The following is a 15,270-nucleotide window of genomic DNA, read 5'->3' as shown; positions in this document are numbered from 1 at the left end:
CCGGCCTCACATCGGGAGCGCCACCGTTTCACATGCGGTTGCTGGAGCAATGCGCAGGGTGAGCTGTCTGAGGGGGCAGGACGAGATGCGCGTCGCCGAACTCGTGCCACACGCAGCACCCCGCCGCCGCCTCCTCGTACGCCCGCTGAACCGCCGCCCGCCCCGCGACCGCCTCCAGCATCAGCAGATGCGACGCCTGTGGTTCGTGCAGCCCGGTCACCAGCACGTCGACCATCCGCACCCCCCGCTCCGGAGTGACCACCAGATCCGTCCACCCGCCACCGGCTCGTACGACACCGTCGGCACCGGCCGCGGACTCCACAGCCCGCACCGCCGTCGTTCCCACGGCGACCACTCGCCCGTCACCCGCCCTGACCGCGTTGATCAGCCGCGCCGACGCCTCCGGCACAGCGAACCGCTCCGGGTACGGCGGCTCGCGGCGCCTCCGCCGACGCGACCCCCGTGTGCAGGGTGACGGGCGCGAACTGCCCCCCAGCGCCCGTCCCAGGTCCTTGGAAGCCCTCGTGATGATCGCCACCGGCATGACATCGTCCCCTCGTCGCCCGCCGCCGCCCGCTCCGGCCGGCGGTGATCCCACCGTAGGAACCCGGCCCTCCCCACCGCCTCGTACGCGGGCCCCGGTCCGCCAAGGTCCTTCTCCCTGGGCCACCGGTCGGGGCCCCGGGTCCTAGGCCCGGTCGTAGGCCCAGAACCTAGGTCCGGGGGCCCAGGGAAGCCGCCGGTGGTCCGATCCGCGCTCTCGGCCCCGCCGGTACGGTGATCCCATGAGTCAAGGTCCCCGCTCGGGTCTCGCGGCGGTCAGTTCCGCGTTGCTGGCCATGAGCAGACACCTGGAGGTCCGGGACGTCCTGAAGACGATCGTCGCCTCCGCCCGCGAGCTGCTCGACGCCGAGTACGCGGCCCTCGGCGTCCCCGACGACCACGGCGGCTTCGCCCAGTTCGTCGTCGACGGCGTCACCGAAGCGCAGTGGAAGGCCATCGGCCCCCTCCCGCGCCAGCACGGCATCCTCGCCGCGATGCTCCAGGAGGCCACCCCGGAGCGTCTCGCCGACGTCCGCGAGGACCCGCGCTTCGAGGGCTGGCCCACCGCCCACCCCGACCTGGTGGACTTCCTCGGCCTGCCCATCCGCGACGGCGACGAGGTCATCGGCGCCCTCTTCCTCGCCAACAAGCGCTGCGCCCCACCGGGGGGCGGCTGCGGCTTCACCGAGGACGACGAGGAACTGCTGTCGATCCTCTCCCAGCACGCGGCGATCGCCCTGACCAACGCCCGCCTCTACGAGCGCAGCCGCGAGCTGACCATCGCCGAGGAGCGCTCCCGCCTCGCCCACGAGCTGCACGACGCCGTCAGCCAGAAGCTGTTCTCCCTTCGGCTGACCGCCCAGGCGGCGGCCGCCCTGGTCGACCGCGACCCCTCCCGCGCCAAGGGCGAGCTGCAGCAGGTGGCCGCCCTCGCCGCCGAGGCCGCGGACGAGCTGCGCGCCGCCGTCGTCGAACTGCGCCCCGCCGGACTCGACGAGGACGGGCTGGCCGCCACCCTGCGCACCCAGGTCCACGTCCTCGACCGCGCCCACAGCGCCCGCGTCACCTTCTCCGCGCGCGGCGCCCGCGCGCTGCCGGCGGCCCAGGAGGAGGCCATGCTCCGCGTCGCCCAGGAGGCCCTGCACAACGCCCTGCGCCACGCGGACGCCGCGCACGTCGACGTCGCCCTGGAACGCCGGGGCCCCGGCGCGGTGCTGCGGGTCACGGACGACGGCAGCGGCTTCGACCCGCAGGCCGTCCGCCGTGCGGGACGCCACCTCGGCCTCGTCTCCATGCGGGACCGGGCGAGCGGGGTCGGCGGCTCGCTGACCGTGGAATCGGCGCCCGGCAAGGGCACCACGATCGAGATGGAGGTCCCCGGTGGCTGACGCGATCAAAGTGCTGCTCGTCGACGACCACCAGGTGGTCCGCCGCGGCCTGCGCACCTTCCTGGAGGTGCAGGACGACATCGAGGTCGTGGGGGAGGCCGCCGACGGCGCCGAGGGCGTCGCCCGCGCCGAGGAACTCCGCCCCGACGTCGTCCTCATGGACGTCAAGATGCCGGGCATGGACGGCATCGACGCGCTCCGCAGACTCCGCGAACTCGACAACCCCGCGCGCGTGCTCATCGTCACCAGCTTCACCGAGCAGCGCACCGTCGTCCCGGCCCTGCGCGCGGGCGCCGCCGGGTACGTCTACAAGGACGTGGACCCCGACGCCCTCGCCGGCGCCATCCGCTCCGTGCACGCCGGACACATCCTGCTCCAGCCGGAGGTCGCAGGGGTGCTCCTCTCCCAGGAGGAGGCCGGCTCCGGTCAGGGCAGAGGCGGTTCGCTCACCGAGCGGGAGCGCGAGGTGCTCGGCCTGATCGCCGACGGCCGCTCCAACCGGGAGATCGCCCGCGCCCTGGTCCTGTCCGAGAAGACGGTCAAGACCCACGTCTCCAACATCCTCATGAAGCTCGACCTGACGGACCGGACCCAGGCCGCGCTGTGGGCGGTGCGCCACGGTGTGACCGGATGATCTGCCGATCGTCGGCCAACCCGGAAGGTTCCCCTCCGGTGTGAGATTCATACCGTCGGGTGTATGTCCTCCGAATGGCGCATCCTCGGTGGAGCCCCGCCGTTCTTCAGTGCGTGCTGCGAGCGACCGCCGCAGTGATCGCGAAGAAGGGCTCAGAAGTGAAGAACCTGAAGAAGGCCGCCGCTGTCACGATGGTGGCCGGTGGCCTCGTCGCCGCCGGTGCCGGCATGGCCTCCGCCACCGACGGCGGGGCGCACGCGGGCGGCAAGGCCGTCGGCTCGCCGGGCGTCATCTCGGGGAACGTCATCCAGGCCCCGATCGACATCCCGGTCAACGTGGTCGGCAACAGCGTCAGCGTGGTGGGCATCCTGAACCCGGCCTTCGGCAACCTGGGCGTCAACCACTGACGTTCCCCCCCGGAGCACCAGTGACCACCGGCCTTCCAGACCTCTCCGGAAGGCCGGTCAGTCATGTCCGCGGCGCCGGAGCCTCCCGGTCGGCGCTTCCCGTCGGCGGCCGGTGAACCCGGAGGCTCGGCCGACCGGTCCGACCTGTCCCCGATGGTCGACTTCCTCGACCGGTGCGCCGGTGCGCCAGCGCGTTGATGCGCAGGGGCGCCGGGGCGCACTACCCCCGCTCCCGCTCCTCCACGAACGCGTTGTACGCCGCCACCTGCGCCCGCCGGGCCGTCCGCTCCACCGGCCGCAGCGCGGCCCCCCGGGACGCCATCTCGGACGCGCTCACCGCAGCCCCGTGCCCGTTCTCGTACGCCAGCGAGATCAGCAAACCCACCCGCTGCGCCAGCTCCAGCACCCGGACGGCCCGCGGCGGATAACCCGGCGCGAGCACCTCACGCCCCCGCTCGGCCCGCGCCCGGTACGCGTCGATCGCCGCCTCCGCCACGGGGCCCGACGCCGCCACGTCCAACCGGGACAGCACGGCCGTCGCGTCCCGCAGCGCTTCCGCCAGCTCCCGCTCCGCCTCCCCGAGGGACGGCACGTCGGCGGGCGGCGCCTCCCGCACCTCCAGACAGTGCCAGACCACGTCGACGTGCTCGTCGCCCGAGGGGCCCGCCGCGTACACCTCCGGGACCAGCCCCAGCGCGCCCCCGCGGCACACCACGGCCTCCTCCGCCTCCAGCGCCCGCTTGTTGAACTCCGGCGGCCCACTGAGACCCAACGGATGCCCCGGCGCCGGCAGCGCCACCCGCAACCCCGTCACCCCCAGCGCCCGCAGTCGCCCGAGCGCGAGCGTCAGCCCGACCGGCCGCGACTCGCCGGGAAGCCCTTCCACCCGATGCACCGCGTCCTCCCCGACGATCGCGAGCACCGCGTCATCCGGAGAGACAAGTCCGGCAAGAAGTGCATTTCCCCATGCGGCAAGGCGTCCTGAACGCGGTTCCGAGAGCATGCCCCCACCCTAAGGACCGACCGATGGAATGGACGGCCCGGCCGGTGGCGTAGATTTCCCTGAGGGCTGCGCCCACCCGGCGGTGGCTCCAACCGAGGCGTACGCGACAGCCGAGACAGGCCGACACTGCAAGGGGAGACAGCGCGCTCATGAGCGATGTTCTGGAGCTGGAGGACGTATCCGTGGTCCGCGAGGGCCGGGCTCTGGTGGACCAGGTCTCCTGGTCGGTCAAGGAGGGCGAGCGCTGGGCCATCCTCGGCCCGAACGGCGCCGGCAAGACCACCCTCCTCAACGTCGCGTCCAGCTACGTCTACCCCAGCAAGGGCAGCGCCACGATCCTCGGCGAGACCCTCGGCCGGGTCGACGTCTTCGAACTGCGCCCGCGTATCGGCATGGCCGGCATCGCCATGGCGGAGAAGCTCCCCAAGCGTCAGACCGTCCTGCAGACCGTGCTGACCGCCGCGTACGGCATGACGGCCACCTGGAACGAGGACTACGAGGAGATCGACGAGCTCCGCGCCCGCGCCTTCCTCGACCGCCTCGGCATGACCGAGTTCGTCGACCGCAAGTTCGGCACCCTCTCGGAGGGCGAGCGCAAGCGCACCCTCATCGCCCGCGCCCTGATGGCCGACCCCGAGCTCCTCCTCCTCGACGAGCCCGCCGCCGGCCTCGACCTCGGTGGCCGCGAGGACCTCGTCCGCCGCCTCGGCCGCCTCGCCCGCGACCCCATCGCCCCCTCCATGATCATGGTCACGCACCATGTCGAGGAGATCCCCCCGGGCTTCACCCACGTCCTGATGATCCGTCAGGGCAAGGTCCTCGCCGCGGGCCCCCTGGAGCTGGAACTGACCTCCCGCAACCTCTCCCTCTGCTTCGGTCTCCCGCTCGTCGTCGAGCAGGTCGGCGAGCGCTGGACGGCCCAGGGCCTGCCCCTCACCTGACCTCCGACTTCTCCCGCCGATCCGCCAGTCGGGCGTCCTGGCCCCACAACCAGGGCCGGACGCAACCGACTTGGCGGATCCGCTGTAAGCGATCTTTGACCCTGCGCTCTGTCGGCGGGGCGATCCCGGTCCTACCATGGACGTTGTGGACAGCATCGACGCGTGGGTGTGGTGGCTGATAGGCGCGGCCGGGCTCGGGGTCGCCCTCGTCGTGACCGCGATGCCCGAACTGGGCATGCTCGCCCTGGGCGCCGTCGCCGGCGCCGTGACCGCAGGGCTGGGCGGCGGGGTCGTCCTCCAAGTGGTCGTGTTCGCCGTCGTGTCCGTGGCGCTCGTCGCCGTCGTACGGCCCGTGGCCGCCCGCCACAGAGCCGGGCGGCCCGAACTCGCCACGGGCATCGACGCCCTGAAGGGCAAGCAGGCCGTCGTCCTGGAACGGGTCGACGGCTCCGGTGGCCGCATCAAGCTCGGCGGCGAGATCTGGTCCGCCCGCTCGCTCGACTCCGGACTCACCTTCGAGGTGGGCCAGGAAGTCGACGTGGTGGAGATCGAAGGGGCCACCGCGATCGTCATGTGACCTCGTACGACACGGTCACGACGTGACCACGCAATGCACCGAACGCCCCACCTGGCAGCCGCTGTTCTGCCAGACTCGACGAGCAAGATCCTCAACAGGCAAACAGGCATAAGATCTTCCACAGGCGCCACGGCGGAGAAGGGCACGGGGAGCGAACGATGGAACCGATCATCATCGTCCTGATCATTCTGGTGGTGTTGGTCTTCATCGCCCTGATCAAGACCATCCAGGTCATCCCACAGGCGAGCGCCGCCATCGTCGAGCGCTTCGGCCGCTACACCCGCACCCTCAACGCGGGACTCAACATCGTGGTCCCGTTCATCGACTCCATCCGCAACCGCATCGACCTCCGCGAACAGGTCGTGCCGTTCCCGCCCCAGCCGGTGATCACCCAGGACAACCTGGTCGTGAACATCGACACGGTCATCTACTACCAGGTCACCGACGCACGCGCCGCGACCTACGAGGTCGCCAGCTACATCCAGGCGATCGAGCAGCTCACCGTCACCACGCTCCGCAACATCATCGGCGGCATGGACCTGGAGCGGACCCTGACCTCCCGCGAGGAGATCAACGCGGCCCTGCGCGGCGTCCTCGACGAGGCGACCGGCAAGTGGGGCATCCGCGTCAACCGCGTCGAGCTGAAGGCGATCGAGCCGCCGACCTCCATCCAGGACTCGATGGAGAAGCAGATGCGCGCCGACCGTGACAAGCGTGCCGCGATCCTCACCGCCGAAGGTACGCGCCAGGCGGCGATCCTGACCGCCGAGGGCGAGAAGCAGTCCCAGATCCTGCGCGCCGAGGGTGAGGCCAAGGCCGCCGCCCTGCGCGCCGAGGGCGAAGCCCAGGCCGTGCGCACGGTCTTCGAGGCCATCCACGCCGGTGACCCGGACCAGAAGCTCCTCTCCTACCAGTACCTCCAGATGCTCCCGAAGATCGCCGAGGGCGACGCCAACAAGCTCTGGATCGTCCCCAGCGAGATCGGTGACGCACTGAAGGGCCTCTCCGGCGCCATGGGCAACTTCGGCAACCTGGGCGGCGGTCCCACCGTCCCCAAGCCGGCCGACGGCAGCGCCGACCGCCGCGAGAAGCCCGCCATCGACTAGAGACATGGCGACGGGCCCGCCCTTCCCCGAGGAAGAGCGGGCCCGTCGCCGTACGTACGACAGTGCTGCGTGATGCCGGTTACGCGGCGCCCTGCGACAGCCAGTCCGGCAGCGCGTCGAAGTCGTCATGTCCCAGGGACAGCAGCATCGCGTCCGCGGGCGTCGGCTCGAACGGCTGCCGCAGCAGCGGCATGCCCGCCTCGTCCGGAGTCCGGTTCGCCTTGCGGTGGTTGTCCTCCGCGCACGACGCGACCGTGTTCAGCCAGCTGTCCGATCCGCCCTTGGACCGCGGCACCACATGGTCCACGGTCGTCGCCCGTCTGCCGCAGTACGCGCACCTGTGCCTGTCCCGGACCAGCACACCCCGCCGCGACCACGGCGCTTGTCTTCGGAACGGCACCCTGACGTACCGGCAGAGCCTGATCACCCGGGGCGCCGGTATGTCGACCGCGGCTCCGCGCATGCGCAGTTCGGGGTGGGTCTGCTCGACGACGGCCTTGTCCTGCAGCACCAGAACGACGGCCCGGTTGAGCGTCACCGTCGACAGCGGCTCGAAGCTCGCGTTCAGTACCAGCGTGTCCCGCATCCCAGCCCACCTCCTGTGCACCAGCCCACCCCCCGGCAGGCTTGGATCAACTGTGGCCGGGCACGCCGAGATGGACAACGCAATAAAAAATGCCCGCCTCTGATCACTTCCAAGACCAGAGGCGGGCAAACGTTCAATGAACGTCCGACTTCGCTACTTTTCCGCCACCGCGGCGTACTCCCCGATGAGCTGGGCACGCGCCAGCGTGTGGAAACGGAGGTTGAATCCCACCACGGCGGGCGAGGCGTCGGAATCCGGACCGAGCTTCTCCTGGTCCACGGCGTACACCGTGAACACATAACGGTGTGCCGGGTCACCGGGCGGCGGGGCGGCCCCACCGAAGTCACGCGTCCCGTAGTCGTTGCGCACCTGCACCGCGCCCTCGGGCAGCCCTTCGAACTTCCCCGATCCCGCACCGGTCGGCAACTCCGTCACCGACACCGGGATGTCGAACACGACCCAGTGCCAGAACCCGCTGCCCGTGGGGGCGTCCGGGTCGTAGCAGGTCACGGCGAAGCTCTTGGTCTCCGGCGGGAAGCCCTCCCAGCGAAGCTGCGGAGAGGTGTTCCCGGCCGCGTAGACCTGAGCGTCCTTGAGGGTCGCCCCCGGCTCGACGTCCTCACTCGTGACCGTGAAGGACGGCACGACCGGATGGAAATCGTGGGGGAGGGGCGGCCTCTTCGGCTCGGTCACCTCGGTACCTCCTGGTGGATCCTGTGGGTTGGTTCAGAGCCTAGAACCAGCTCCGCTTGCTGCCGACCTCCGACAGCCACTGGTTCAGGTAGGCGGCCCAGTCCGTGTTCCCGTAGTCCTGCAGTCCCACCCGGAACGAACGGAACGAGTCGCTGCCCTCACTGAACAGACCCGGCTTCTTGTCCATCTCCAGCACGACGTCCATCTCGCGCTCGTCGGCGACGAAGCTCAGCTCGACCTGGTTGAGACCGTGGTACTGCTGCGGCGGGTAGAACTCGATCTCCTGGTAGAACGGCAGCTTCTGCCGCGTGCCCCGGATGTGGCCGCGCTCCATGTCCGCGTTCTTGAAGCGGAAGCCCAACTGGATGAAGGCGTCCAGGATCGCCTGCTGCGCCGGCAGCGGGTGCACGTTGATCGGGTCCAGGTCACCGGAGTCGACCGCACGCGCGATCTCCAGCTCGGTCGTCACGCCGATGTGCATCCCCGGCAGTGTCTGGCCCTGGATGGTCGTGACGGGCGTCTCCCAGGGGATCTCCAGCCCGAACGGCACCACGTGCACGGCCTGTGCCTTCAGCTCGAAGGCACCCCCGAGCCGCTGCTTCAGGAACTCGATGTCCTGCTTGTACTCGGCGTCCTGGCCCTCGACCTCGACCCGGGCCTGAAGCCCGACCGACAGTCCTTCGATCTGCTGGTCGACCGAGCCGCCCTGGATCCGCACCTCACCCTGGACGACACCGCCCGGCACCACGTTGATCTCGGTCAGCACCGTCTCGACCGAAGCGCCACCGGCCCCCAGGCTCGCGAGCAGTCGCTTGAACCCCATGTCTGTTCCTCCCGTCAGGCAACGCCTGTGTATCTGTGTGGCTCTGTAGTTCTGTGTGGGTGGATCGCTCTGCGCGGCGTGGACCCTTGATCCCTACAAACGCGAACCGGCGGTGACCGGTTCCGTGTCCCCACACTTCCAAGGAGGACGCTTCCTCGCCACCCATCGGCCCCACCCGTCTGGACTACGCTCGTACGCCATGATCGCGACCCCCGACCGTACGCCCCTGGCCCGCGACTTCTTCGACCGCCCCGTCCTGGAGGTCGCCCCCGACCTCCTGGGACGTGTCCTCGTGCGCACGACGCCGGACGGTCCGATCGCCCTCCGCCTCACCGAAGTCGAGGCCTACGACGGGGAGAACGACCCCGGCTCGCACGCGTTCCGCGGCCGCACCGCCCGCAACGGCGTGATGTTCGGTCCACCCGGCCACGTGTACGTGTACTTCACGTACGGCATGTGGCACTGCATGAACCTGGTCTGCGGTCCGGAGGGTCGAGCGAGCGCGGTCCTGCTGCGCGCCGGCGAGGTCGTCGAGGGCGCAGAGCTGGCCCGCAAACGTCGAATCTCGGCCCGAAACGACAAGGAACTCGCCAAAGGGCCGGCCCGTCTGGCCACGGCCCTGGACGTGGACCGGGCCCTCGACGGCACGGACGCCTGTTCCCCCGACGACCCCCCTCTCACGATCCTGACCGGCACACCTGTCCGTTCCGAACAGGTACGCAACGGCCCCCGTACCGGCGTCGCGGGCGACGGGGGCGTCCACCCGTGGCGCTTCTGGATCGCCGACGACCCCACGGTGAGCCCCTACCGGGCCCACGTCCCCCGCCACCGCCGAACTTGACTCACCTCCGGGCGGTCCGTAACGTAGCCCGAGCCGCTTGAACCGGGTACTGCAGTCAGTCAGCAGCCGGAAGCGGCCACCCACTACCTACGACACCCCCTCGGCGGGGGCGAATCAGGCATGCCTTGATTCAAGTCCGCAGAACTCAATTATGAGTTGCCGAGGGAATCGGCTAACGTAGTGAATGTCGAAAGGCCGCGAGGGAAACCGAGGGGCCCCAAGACAACCGAAAGGCAAATCCCGCCGACAGGGAATCGGATCGGAAAAGGATCTGATAGAGTCGGAAACGCAAGACCGAAGGGAAGCGCCCGGAGGAAAGTCCGAGAAGTTGCTCGGGTGAGTACAAAGGAAGTGTCCGTTCCTTGAGAACTCAACAGCGTGCCAAAAATCAACGCCAGATATGTTGATACCCCGTCTCCGGCCGGTTGGTCGGGGCGAGGTTCCTTTGAAATAAACACAGCGAGGACGCTGTGAACCATCGGATCATTCCTCCGGTGGTTCCGCTCTCGTGTGTGTGCACCGGATGACCGGTAAACATTCACGGAGAGTTTGATCCTGGCTCAGGACGAACGCTGGCGGCGTGCTTAACACATGCAAGTCGAACGATGAAGCCCTTCGGGGTGGATTAGTGGCGAACGGGTGAGTAACACGTGGGCAATCTGCCCTTCACTCTGGGACAAGCCCTGGAAACGGGGTCTAATACCGGATACGACGCGCTCGGGCATCCGATGTGCGTGGAAAGCTCCGGCGGTGAAGGATGAGCCCGCGGCCTATCAGCTTGTTGGTGAGGTAACGGCTCACCAAGGCGACGACGGGTAGCCGGCCTGAGAGGGCGACCGGCCACACTGGGACTGAGACACGGCCCAGACTCCTACGGGAGGCAGCAGTGGGGAATATTGCACAATGGGCGAAAGCCTGATGCAGCGACGCCGCGTGAGGGATGACGGCCTTCGGGTTGTAAACCTCTTTCAGCAGGGAAGAAGCGAGAGTGACGGTACCTGCAGAAGAAGCGCCGGCTAACTACGTGCCAGCAGCCGCGGTAATACGTAGGGCGCGAGCGTTGTCCGGAATTATTGGGCGTAAAGAGCTCGTAGGCGGTCTGTCGCGTCGGATGTGAAAGCCCGGGGCTTAACCCCGGGTCTGCATTCGATACGGGCAGACTAGAGTGTGGTAGGGGAGATCGGAATTCCTGGTGTAGCGGTGAAATGCGCAGATATCAGGAGGAACACCGGTGGCGAAGGCGGATCTCTGGGCCATTACTGACGCTGAGGAGCGAAAGCGTGGGGAGCGAACAGGATTAGATACCCTGGTAGTCCACGCCGTAAACGGTGGGAACTAGGTGTTGGCGACATTCCACGTCGTCGGTGCCGCAGCTAACGCATTAAGTTCCCCGCCTGGGGAGTACGGCCGCAAGGCTAAAACTCAAAGGAATTGACGGGGGCCCGCACAAGCAGCGGAGCATGTGGCTTAATTCGACGCAACGCGAAGAACCTTACCAAGGCTTGACATACACCGGAAACATCCAGAGATGGGTGCCCCCTTGTGGTCGGTGTACAGGTGGTGCATGGCTGTCGTCAGCTCGTGTCGTGAGATGTTGGGTTAAGTCCCGCAACGAGCGCAACCCTTGTTCTGTGTTGCCAGCATGCCTTTCGGGGTGATGGGGACTCACAGGAGACTGCCGGGGTCAACTCGGAGGAAGGTGGGGACGACGTCAAGTCATCATGCCCCTTATGTCTTGGGCTGCACACGTGCTACAATGGCAGGTACAATGAGCTGCGAAGCCGTGAGGCGGAGCGAATCTCAAAAAGCCTGTCTCAGTTCGGATTGGGGTCTGCAACTCGACCCCATGAAGTCGGAGTTGCTAGTAATCGCAGATCAGCAGTGCTGCGGTGAATACGTTCCCGGGCCTTGTACACACCGCCCGTCACGTCACGAAAGTCGGTAACACCCGAAGCCGGTGGCCCAACCCCTTGTGGGAGGGAGCTGTCGAAGGTGGGACTGGCGATTGGGACGAAGTCGTAACAAGGTAGCCGTACCGGAAGGTGCGGCTGGATCACCTCCTTTCTAAGGAGCACCTGGCCTCTTTCGGGGGGTCCAGACGCCAGAACATCAGCGAATGTCTGATGCTGGACGCTCATGGGTGGAACGTTGATTATTCGGCACGGTCGGGATGGATGAGAGCGCTAGTACTGCTTCGGCGTGGAACGCGAAGCTCATCGACTGATCGTGTCGGGCACGCTGTTGGGTGTCTGAGGGTGCGGCCGTGATGGTCGCCCTTCGGTGCCGGCCCCAGTGAACTCGAACCGGGTGGTTCGGGGTGGTGGGTGGTTGGTCGTTGTTTGAGAACTGCACAGTGGACGCGAGCATCTGTGGCCAAGTTTTTAAGGGCGCACGGTGGATGCCTTGGCACCAGGAACCGATGAAGGACGTGGGAGGCCACGATAGGCCCCGGGGAGTCGTCAACCAGGCTTTGATCCGGGGGTGTCCGAATGGGGAAACCCGGCAGTCGTCATGGGCTGTCACCCTTGCCTGAACACATAGGGCAAGTGGAGGGAACGCGGGGAAGTGAAACATCTCAGTACCCGCAGGAAGAGAAAACAACCGTGATTCCGGGAGTAGTGGCGAGCGAAACTGGATGAGGCCAAACCGTATGCGTGTGAGACCCGGCAGGGGTTGCGTATACGGGGTTGTGGGATCTCTCTTTCACAGTCTGCCGGCTGTGAGGCGAGTCAGAAACCGTTGATGTAGGCGAAGGACATGCGAAAGGTCCGGCGTAGAGGGTAAGACCCCCGTAGCTGAAACATCAGCGGCTCGTTTGAGAGACACCCAAGTAGCACGGGGCCCGAGAAATCCCGTGTGAATCTGGCGGGACCACCCGCTAAGCCTAAATATTCCCTGGTGACCGATAGCGGATAGTACCGTGAGGGAATGGTGAAAAGTACCCCGGGAGGGGAGTGAAATAGTACCTGAAACCGTGTGCCTACAAGCCGTGGGAGCGTCGCGTTGAGTGCTTGCACTCAACGTCGTGACTGCGTGCCTTTTGAAGAATGAGCCTGCGAGTTTGCGGTGTGTTGCGAGGTTAACCCGGGTGGGGTAGCCGTAGCGAAAGCGAGTCCGAACAGGGCGTTTGAGTAGCACGCTCAAGACCCGAAGCGGAGTGATCTAGCCATGGGCAGGTTGAAGCGGAGGTAAGACTTCGTGGAGGACCGAACCCACCAGGGTTGAAAACCTGGGGGATGACCTGTGGTTAGGGGTGAAAGGCCAATCAAACTCCGTGATAGCTGGTTCTCCCCGAAATGCATTTAGGTGCAGCGTCGTGTGTTTCTTGCCGGAGGTAGAGCACTGGATAGGCGATGGGCCCTACCGGGTTACTGACCTTAGCCAAACTCCGAATGCCGGTAAGTGAGAGCGCGGCAGTGAGACTGTGGGGGATAAGCTCCATGGTCGAGAGGGAAACAGCCCAGAGCATCGACTAAGGCCCCTAAGCGTACGCTAAGTGGGAAAGGATGTGGAGTCGCAGAGACAACCAGGAGGTTGGCTTAGAAGCAGCCACCCTTGAAAGAGTGCGTAATAGCTCACTGGTCTAGTGATTCCGCGCCGACAATGTAGCGGGGCTCAAGCGTACCGCCGAAGTCGTGTCATTGCGATATGTACCCCCAACGGGGATCGTGATGGGTAGGGGAGCGTCGTCTGCCGGGTGAAGCAGCCGTGTAAGCGAGTTGTGGACGGTTGACGAGTGAGAATGCAGGCATGAGTAGCGATACAAACGTGAGAAACGTTTGCGCCGATTGACCAAGGGTTCCTGGGTCAAGCTGATCTGCCCAGGGTAAGTCGGGACCTAAGGCGAGGCCGACAGGCGTAGTCGATGGATAACCGGTTGATATTCCGGTACCCGCTGTGAAGCGTCAAACATCGAACCAGGCGATGCTAAGTCCGTGAAGCCGCCCCGGAGCCTTCGGGTGAAGGGGAGTGGTGGAGCCGACGAACCAGACTTGTAGTAGGTGAGTGATGGGGTGACGCAGGAAGGTAGTCCATCCCGGGCGGTGGTTGTCCCGGGGTAAGGGTGTAGGACGTCGGGTAGGTAAATCCGCCTGGCATGTAGTCTGAGACCTGATGCCGAGCCGATTGTGGTGAAGTGGATGATCCTATGCTGTCGAGAAAAGCCTCTAGCGAGTTTCATGGCGGCCCGTACCCTAAACCGACTCAGGTGGTCTGGTAGAGAATACCGAGGCGTTCGGGTGAACTATGGTTAAGGAACTCGGCAAAATGCCCCCGTAACTTCGGGAGAAGGGGGGCCACGCTTGGTGATCCGATTTACTCGGTGAGCTGGGGGTGGCCGCAGAGACCAGCGAGAAGCGACTGTTTACTAAAAACACAGGTCCGTGCGAAGCCGTAAGGCGATGTATACGGACTGACGCCTGCCCGGTGCTGGAACGTTAAGGGGACCGGTTAGCTCACTTTCGGGTGGGCGAAGCTGAGAACTTAAGCGCCAGTAAACGGCGGTGGTAACTATAACCATCCTAAGGTAGCGAAATTCCTTGTCGGGTAAGTTCCGACCTGCACGAATGGCGTAACGACTTCTCGACTGTCTCAACCATAGGCCCGGTGAAATTGCACTACGAGTAAAGATGCTCGTTTCGCGCAGCAGGACGGAAAGACCCCGGGACCTTTACTACAGTTTGATATTGGTGTTCGGTTCGGCTTGTGTAGGATAGCTGGGAGACTGTGAACTCTGGACGCCAGTTCAGGGGGAGTCGTCGTTGAAATACCAGTCTGGTCGTGCTGGATGTCTAACCCGGGTCCGTGATCCGGATCGGGGACAGTGTCTGATGGGTAGTTTAACTGGGGCGGTTGCCTCCTAAAGGGTAACGGAGGCGCCCAAAGGTTCCCTCAGCCTGGTTGGCAATCAGGTGGTGAGTGTAAGTGCACAAGGGAGCTTGACTGTGAGACCGACGGGTCGAGCAGGGACGAAAGTCGGGACTAGTGATCCGGCGGTGGCTTGTGGAAGCGCCGTCGCTCAACGGATAAAAGGTACCCCGGGGATAACAGGCTGATCTTCCCCAAGAGTCCATATCGACGGGATGGTTTGGCACCTCGATGTCGGCTCGTCGCATCCTGGGGCTGGAGTCGGTCCCAAGGGTTGGGCTGTTCGCCCATTAAAGCGGTACGCGAGCTGGGTTTAGAACGTCGTGAGACAGTTCGGTCCCTATCCGCTGTGCGCGTAGGAGTCTTGAGAAGGGCTGTCCCTAGTACGAGAGGACCGGGACGGACGAACCTCTGGTGTGCCAGTTGTTCTGCCAAGGGCATGGCTGGTTGGCTACGTTCGGGAGGGATAACCGCTGAAAGCATCTAAGCGGGAAGCCTGCTTCGAGATGAGGACTCCCACCCACTTGATGGGGTAAGGCTCCCAGTAGACGACTGGGTTGATAGGCCGGATCTGGAAGCACGGTAACGTGTGGAGGTGACCGGTACTAATAGGCCGAGGGCTTGTCCTCAGTTGCTCGCGTCCACTGTGTCAGTTCTGAGACAACGAACAGTTGTCGGCTTTGAGCTGAGCATTTAACTGAAAAGTGTGCTTGTTCGCTCGAAACCAATAGGGTTTCGGTGGTCATAGCGTGAGGGAAACGCCCGGTTACATTTCGAACCCGGAAGCTAAGCCTCACAGCGCCGATGGTACTGCAGGGGGGACCCTGTGGGAGAGTAGGACGCCGCCGAACAATCTTTGACA

At 65.7% G+C, this 15,270-nt stretch carries 11 protein-coding genes, 3 rRNA genes and 1 pseudogene; 10 read left to right on the top strand and 5 right to left on the bottom strand.

Annotation, left to right across the window (positions count from 1 at the left end; all coding sequences use genetic code 11):
• Positions 1–28: 28 nt before the first annotated feature.
• Positions 29–494 (bottom strand): annotated as a pseudogene (locus GSY65_RS07480) (S-adenosylmethionine:tRNA ribosyltransferase-isomerase); the annotation flags it as partial.
• A 291-nt stretch (positions 495–785) separates the two neighbouring features.
• On the opposite strand from GSY65_RS07480, the gene GSY65_RS07475 reads away from it, so the two are divergent.
• From GSY65_RS07475 to chpE, 3 genes are all read left to right on the top strand, one after another.
• Entirely contained in the window at positions 786–1,931 is a 1,146-nt protein-coding gene (locus GSY65_RS07475) for a GAF domain-containing sensor histidine kinase (RefSeq protein WP_159766565.1), read from the top strand.
• Positions 1,924–2,565: a response regulator gene (locus GSY65_RS07470; protein WP_159766564.1), complete on the top strand. Its 642-nt coding sequence runs from the start codon at positions 1,924–1,926 to the stop codon at positions 2,563–2,565. The genes GSY65_RS07475 and GSY65_RS07470 overlap by 8 nt, the downstream gene beginning before the upstream one ends.
• A 158-nt stretch (positions 2,566–2,723) precedes the next feature.
• On the top strand, positions 2,724–2,972 hold the full coding sequence (gene chpE, locus GSY65_RS07465) for a chaplin ChpE (protein WP_099968636.1): 249 nt from the start codon (positions 2,724–2,726) through the stop codon (positions 2,970–2,972).
• Between the two features lie 220 nt (positions 2,973–3,192).
• Here the strand turns inward: chpE and GSY65_RS07460 are convergent, their stop codons facing one another.
• A complete protein-coding gene (locus GSY65_RS07460) occupies positions 3,193–3,975 on the bottom strand; it encodes a hypothetical protein (protein ID WP_159766563.1) in 783 nt (260 codons plus the stop codon).
• 149 nt (positions 3,976–4,124) lie between these two features.
• On the opposite strand from GSY65_RS07460, the gene GSY65_RS07455 reads away from it, so the two are divergent.
• The 3 genes from GSY65_RS07455 (at position 4,125) to GSY65_RS07445 (ending at position 6,599) form a co-directional block, all read left to right on the top strand.
• Positions 4,125–4,916, top strand: a complete 792-nt coding sequence (locus GSY65_RS07455; protein ID WP_159766562.1) for an ABC transporter ATP-binding protein — start codon at positions 4,125–4,127, stop codon at positions 4,914–4,916.
• Between the two features lie 145 nt (positions 4,917–5,061).
• On the top strand, positions 5,062–5,493 hold the full coding sequence (locus GSY65_RS07450; RefSeq protein WP_201452470.1) for an NfeD family protein: 432 nt from the start codon (positions 5,062–5,064) through the stop codon (positions 5,491–5,493).
• A gap of 158 nt (positions 5,494–5,651) precedes the next feature.
• A complete protein-coding gene (locus GSY65_RS07445) occupies positions 5,652–6,599 on the top strand; it encodes an SPFH domain-containing protein (protein WP_159766560.1) in 948 nt (315 codons plus the stop codon).
• Between the two features lie 79 nt (positions 6,600–6,678).
• On the opposite strand, the gene GSY65_RS07440 is transcribed toward GSY65_RS07445, so the two are convergent.
• From GSY65_RS07440 to GSY65_RS07430, 3 genes are all read right to left on the bottom strand, one after another.
• Positions 6,679–7,185, bottom strand: coding sequence for an HNH endonuclease (locus GSY65_RS07440; RefSeq protein ID WP_159766559.1), 507 nt, complete (start codon positions 7,183–7,185; stop codon positions 6,679–6,681).
• 153 nt (positions 7,186–7,338) lie between these two features.
• Positions 7,339–7,878 (bottom strand): YbhB/YbcL family Raf kinase inhibitor-like protein, encoded by a 540-nt coding sequence (locus tag GSY65_RS07435; protein WP_159766558.1) that lies wholly within the window; start codon positions 7,876–7,878, stop codon positions 7,339–7,341.
• 40 nt (positions 7,879–7,918) lie between these two features.
• A complete protein-coding gene (locus tag GSY65_RS07430; protein ID WP_159766557.1) occupies positions 7,919–8,701 on the bottom strand; it encodes a sporulation protein in 783 nt (260 codons plus the stop codon).
• 199 nt (positions 8,702–8,900) lie between these two features.
• On the opposite strand from GSY65_RS07430, the gene GSY65_RS07425 reads away from it, so the two are divergent.
• The 4 genes from GSY65_RS07425 (at position 8,901) to rrf (ending at position 15,259) form a co-directional block, all read left to right on the top strand.
• Positions 8,901–9,542: a DNA-3-methyladenine glycosylase gene (locus tag GSY65_RS07425; RefSeq protein WP_159766556.1), complete on the top strand. Its 642-nt coding sequence runs from the start codon at positions 8,901–8,903 to the stop codon at positions 9,540–9,542.
• 537 nt (positions 9,543–10,079) lie between these two features.
• Positions 10,080–11,606 (top strand): 16S ribosomal RNA (locus GSY65_RS07420).
• A gap of 307 nt (positions 11,607–11,913) precedes the next feature.
• Positions 11,914–15,037, top strand: a 23S ribosomal RNA gene (locus tag GSY65_RS07415).
• A gap of 105 nt (positions 15,038–15,142) precedes the next feature.
• Positions 15,143–15,259 (top strand): 5S ribosomal RNA (gene rrf, locus GSY65_RS07410).
• The 16S, 23S and 5S rRNA genes sit together here, the layout of an rRNA operon.
• The last annotated feature ends 11 nt before the right edge of the window (positions 15,260–15,270 follow it).

It is taken from the genome of Streptomyces sp. HM190 (genome assembly GCF_009857135.1).
Classification (GTDB): Bacteria; Actinomycetota; Actinomycetes; order Streptomycetales; family Streptomycetaceae; genus Streptomyces; species Streptomyces heilongjiangensis.
This window is presented reverse-complemented; position numbering and strand designations above follow the sequence as displayed.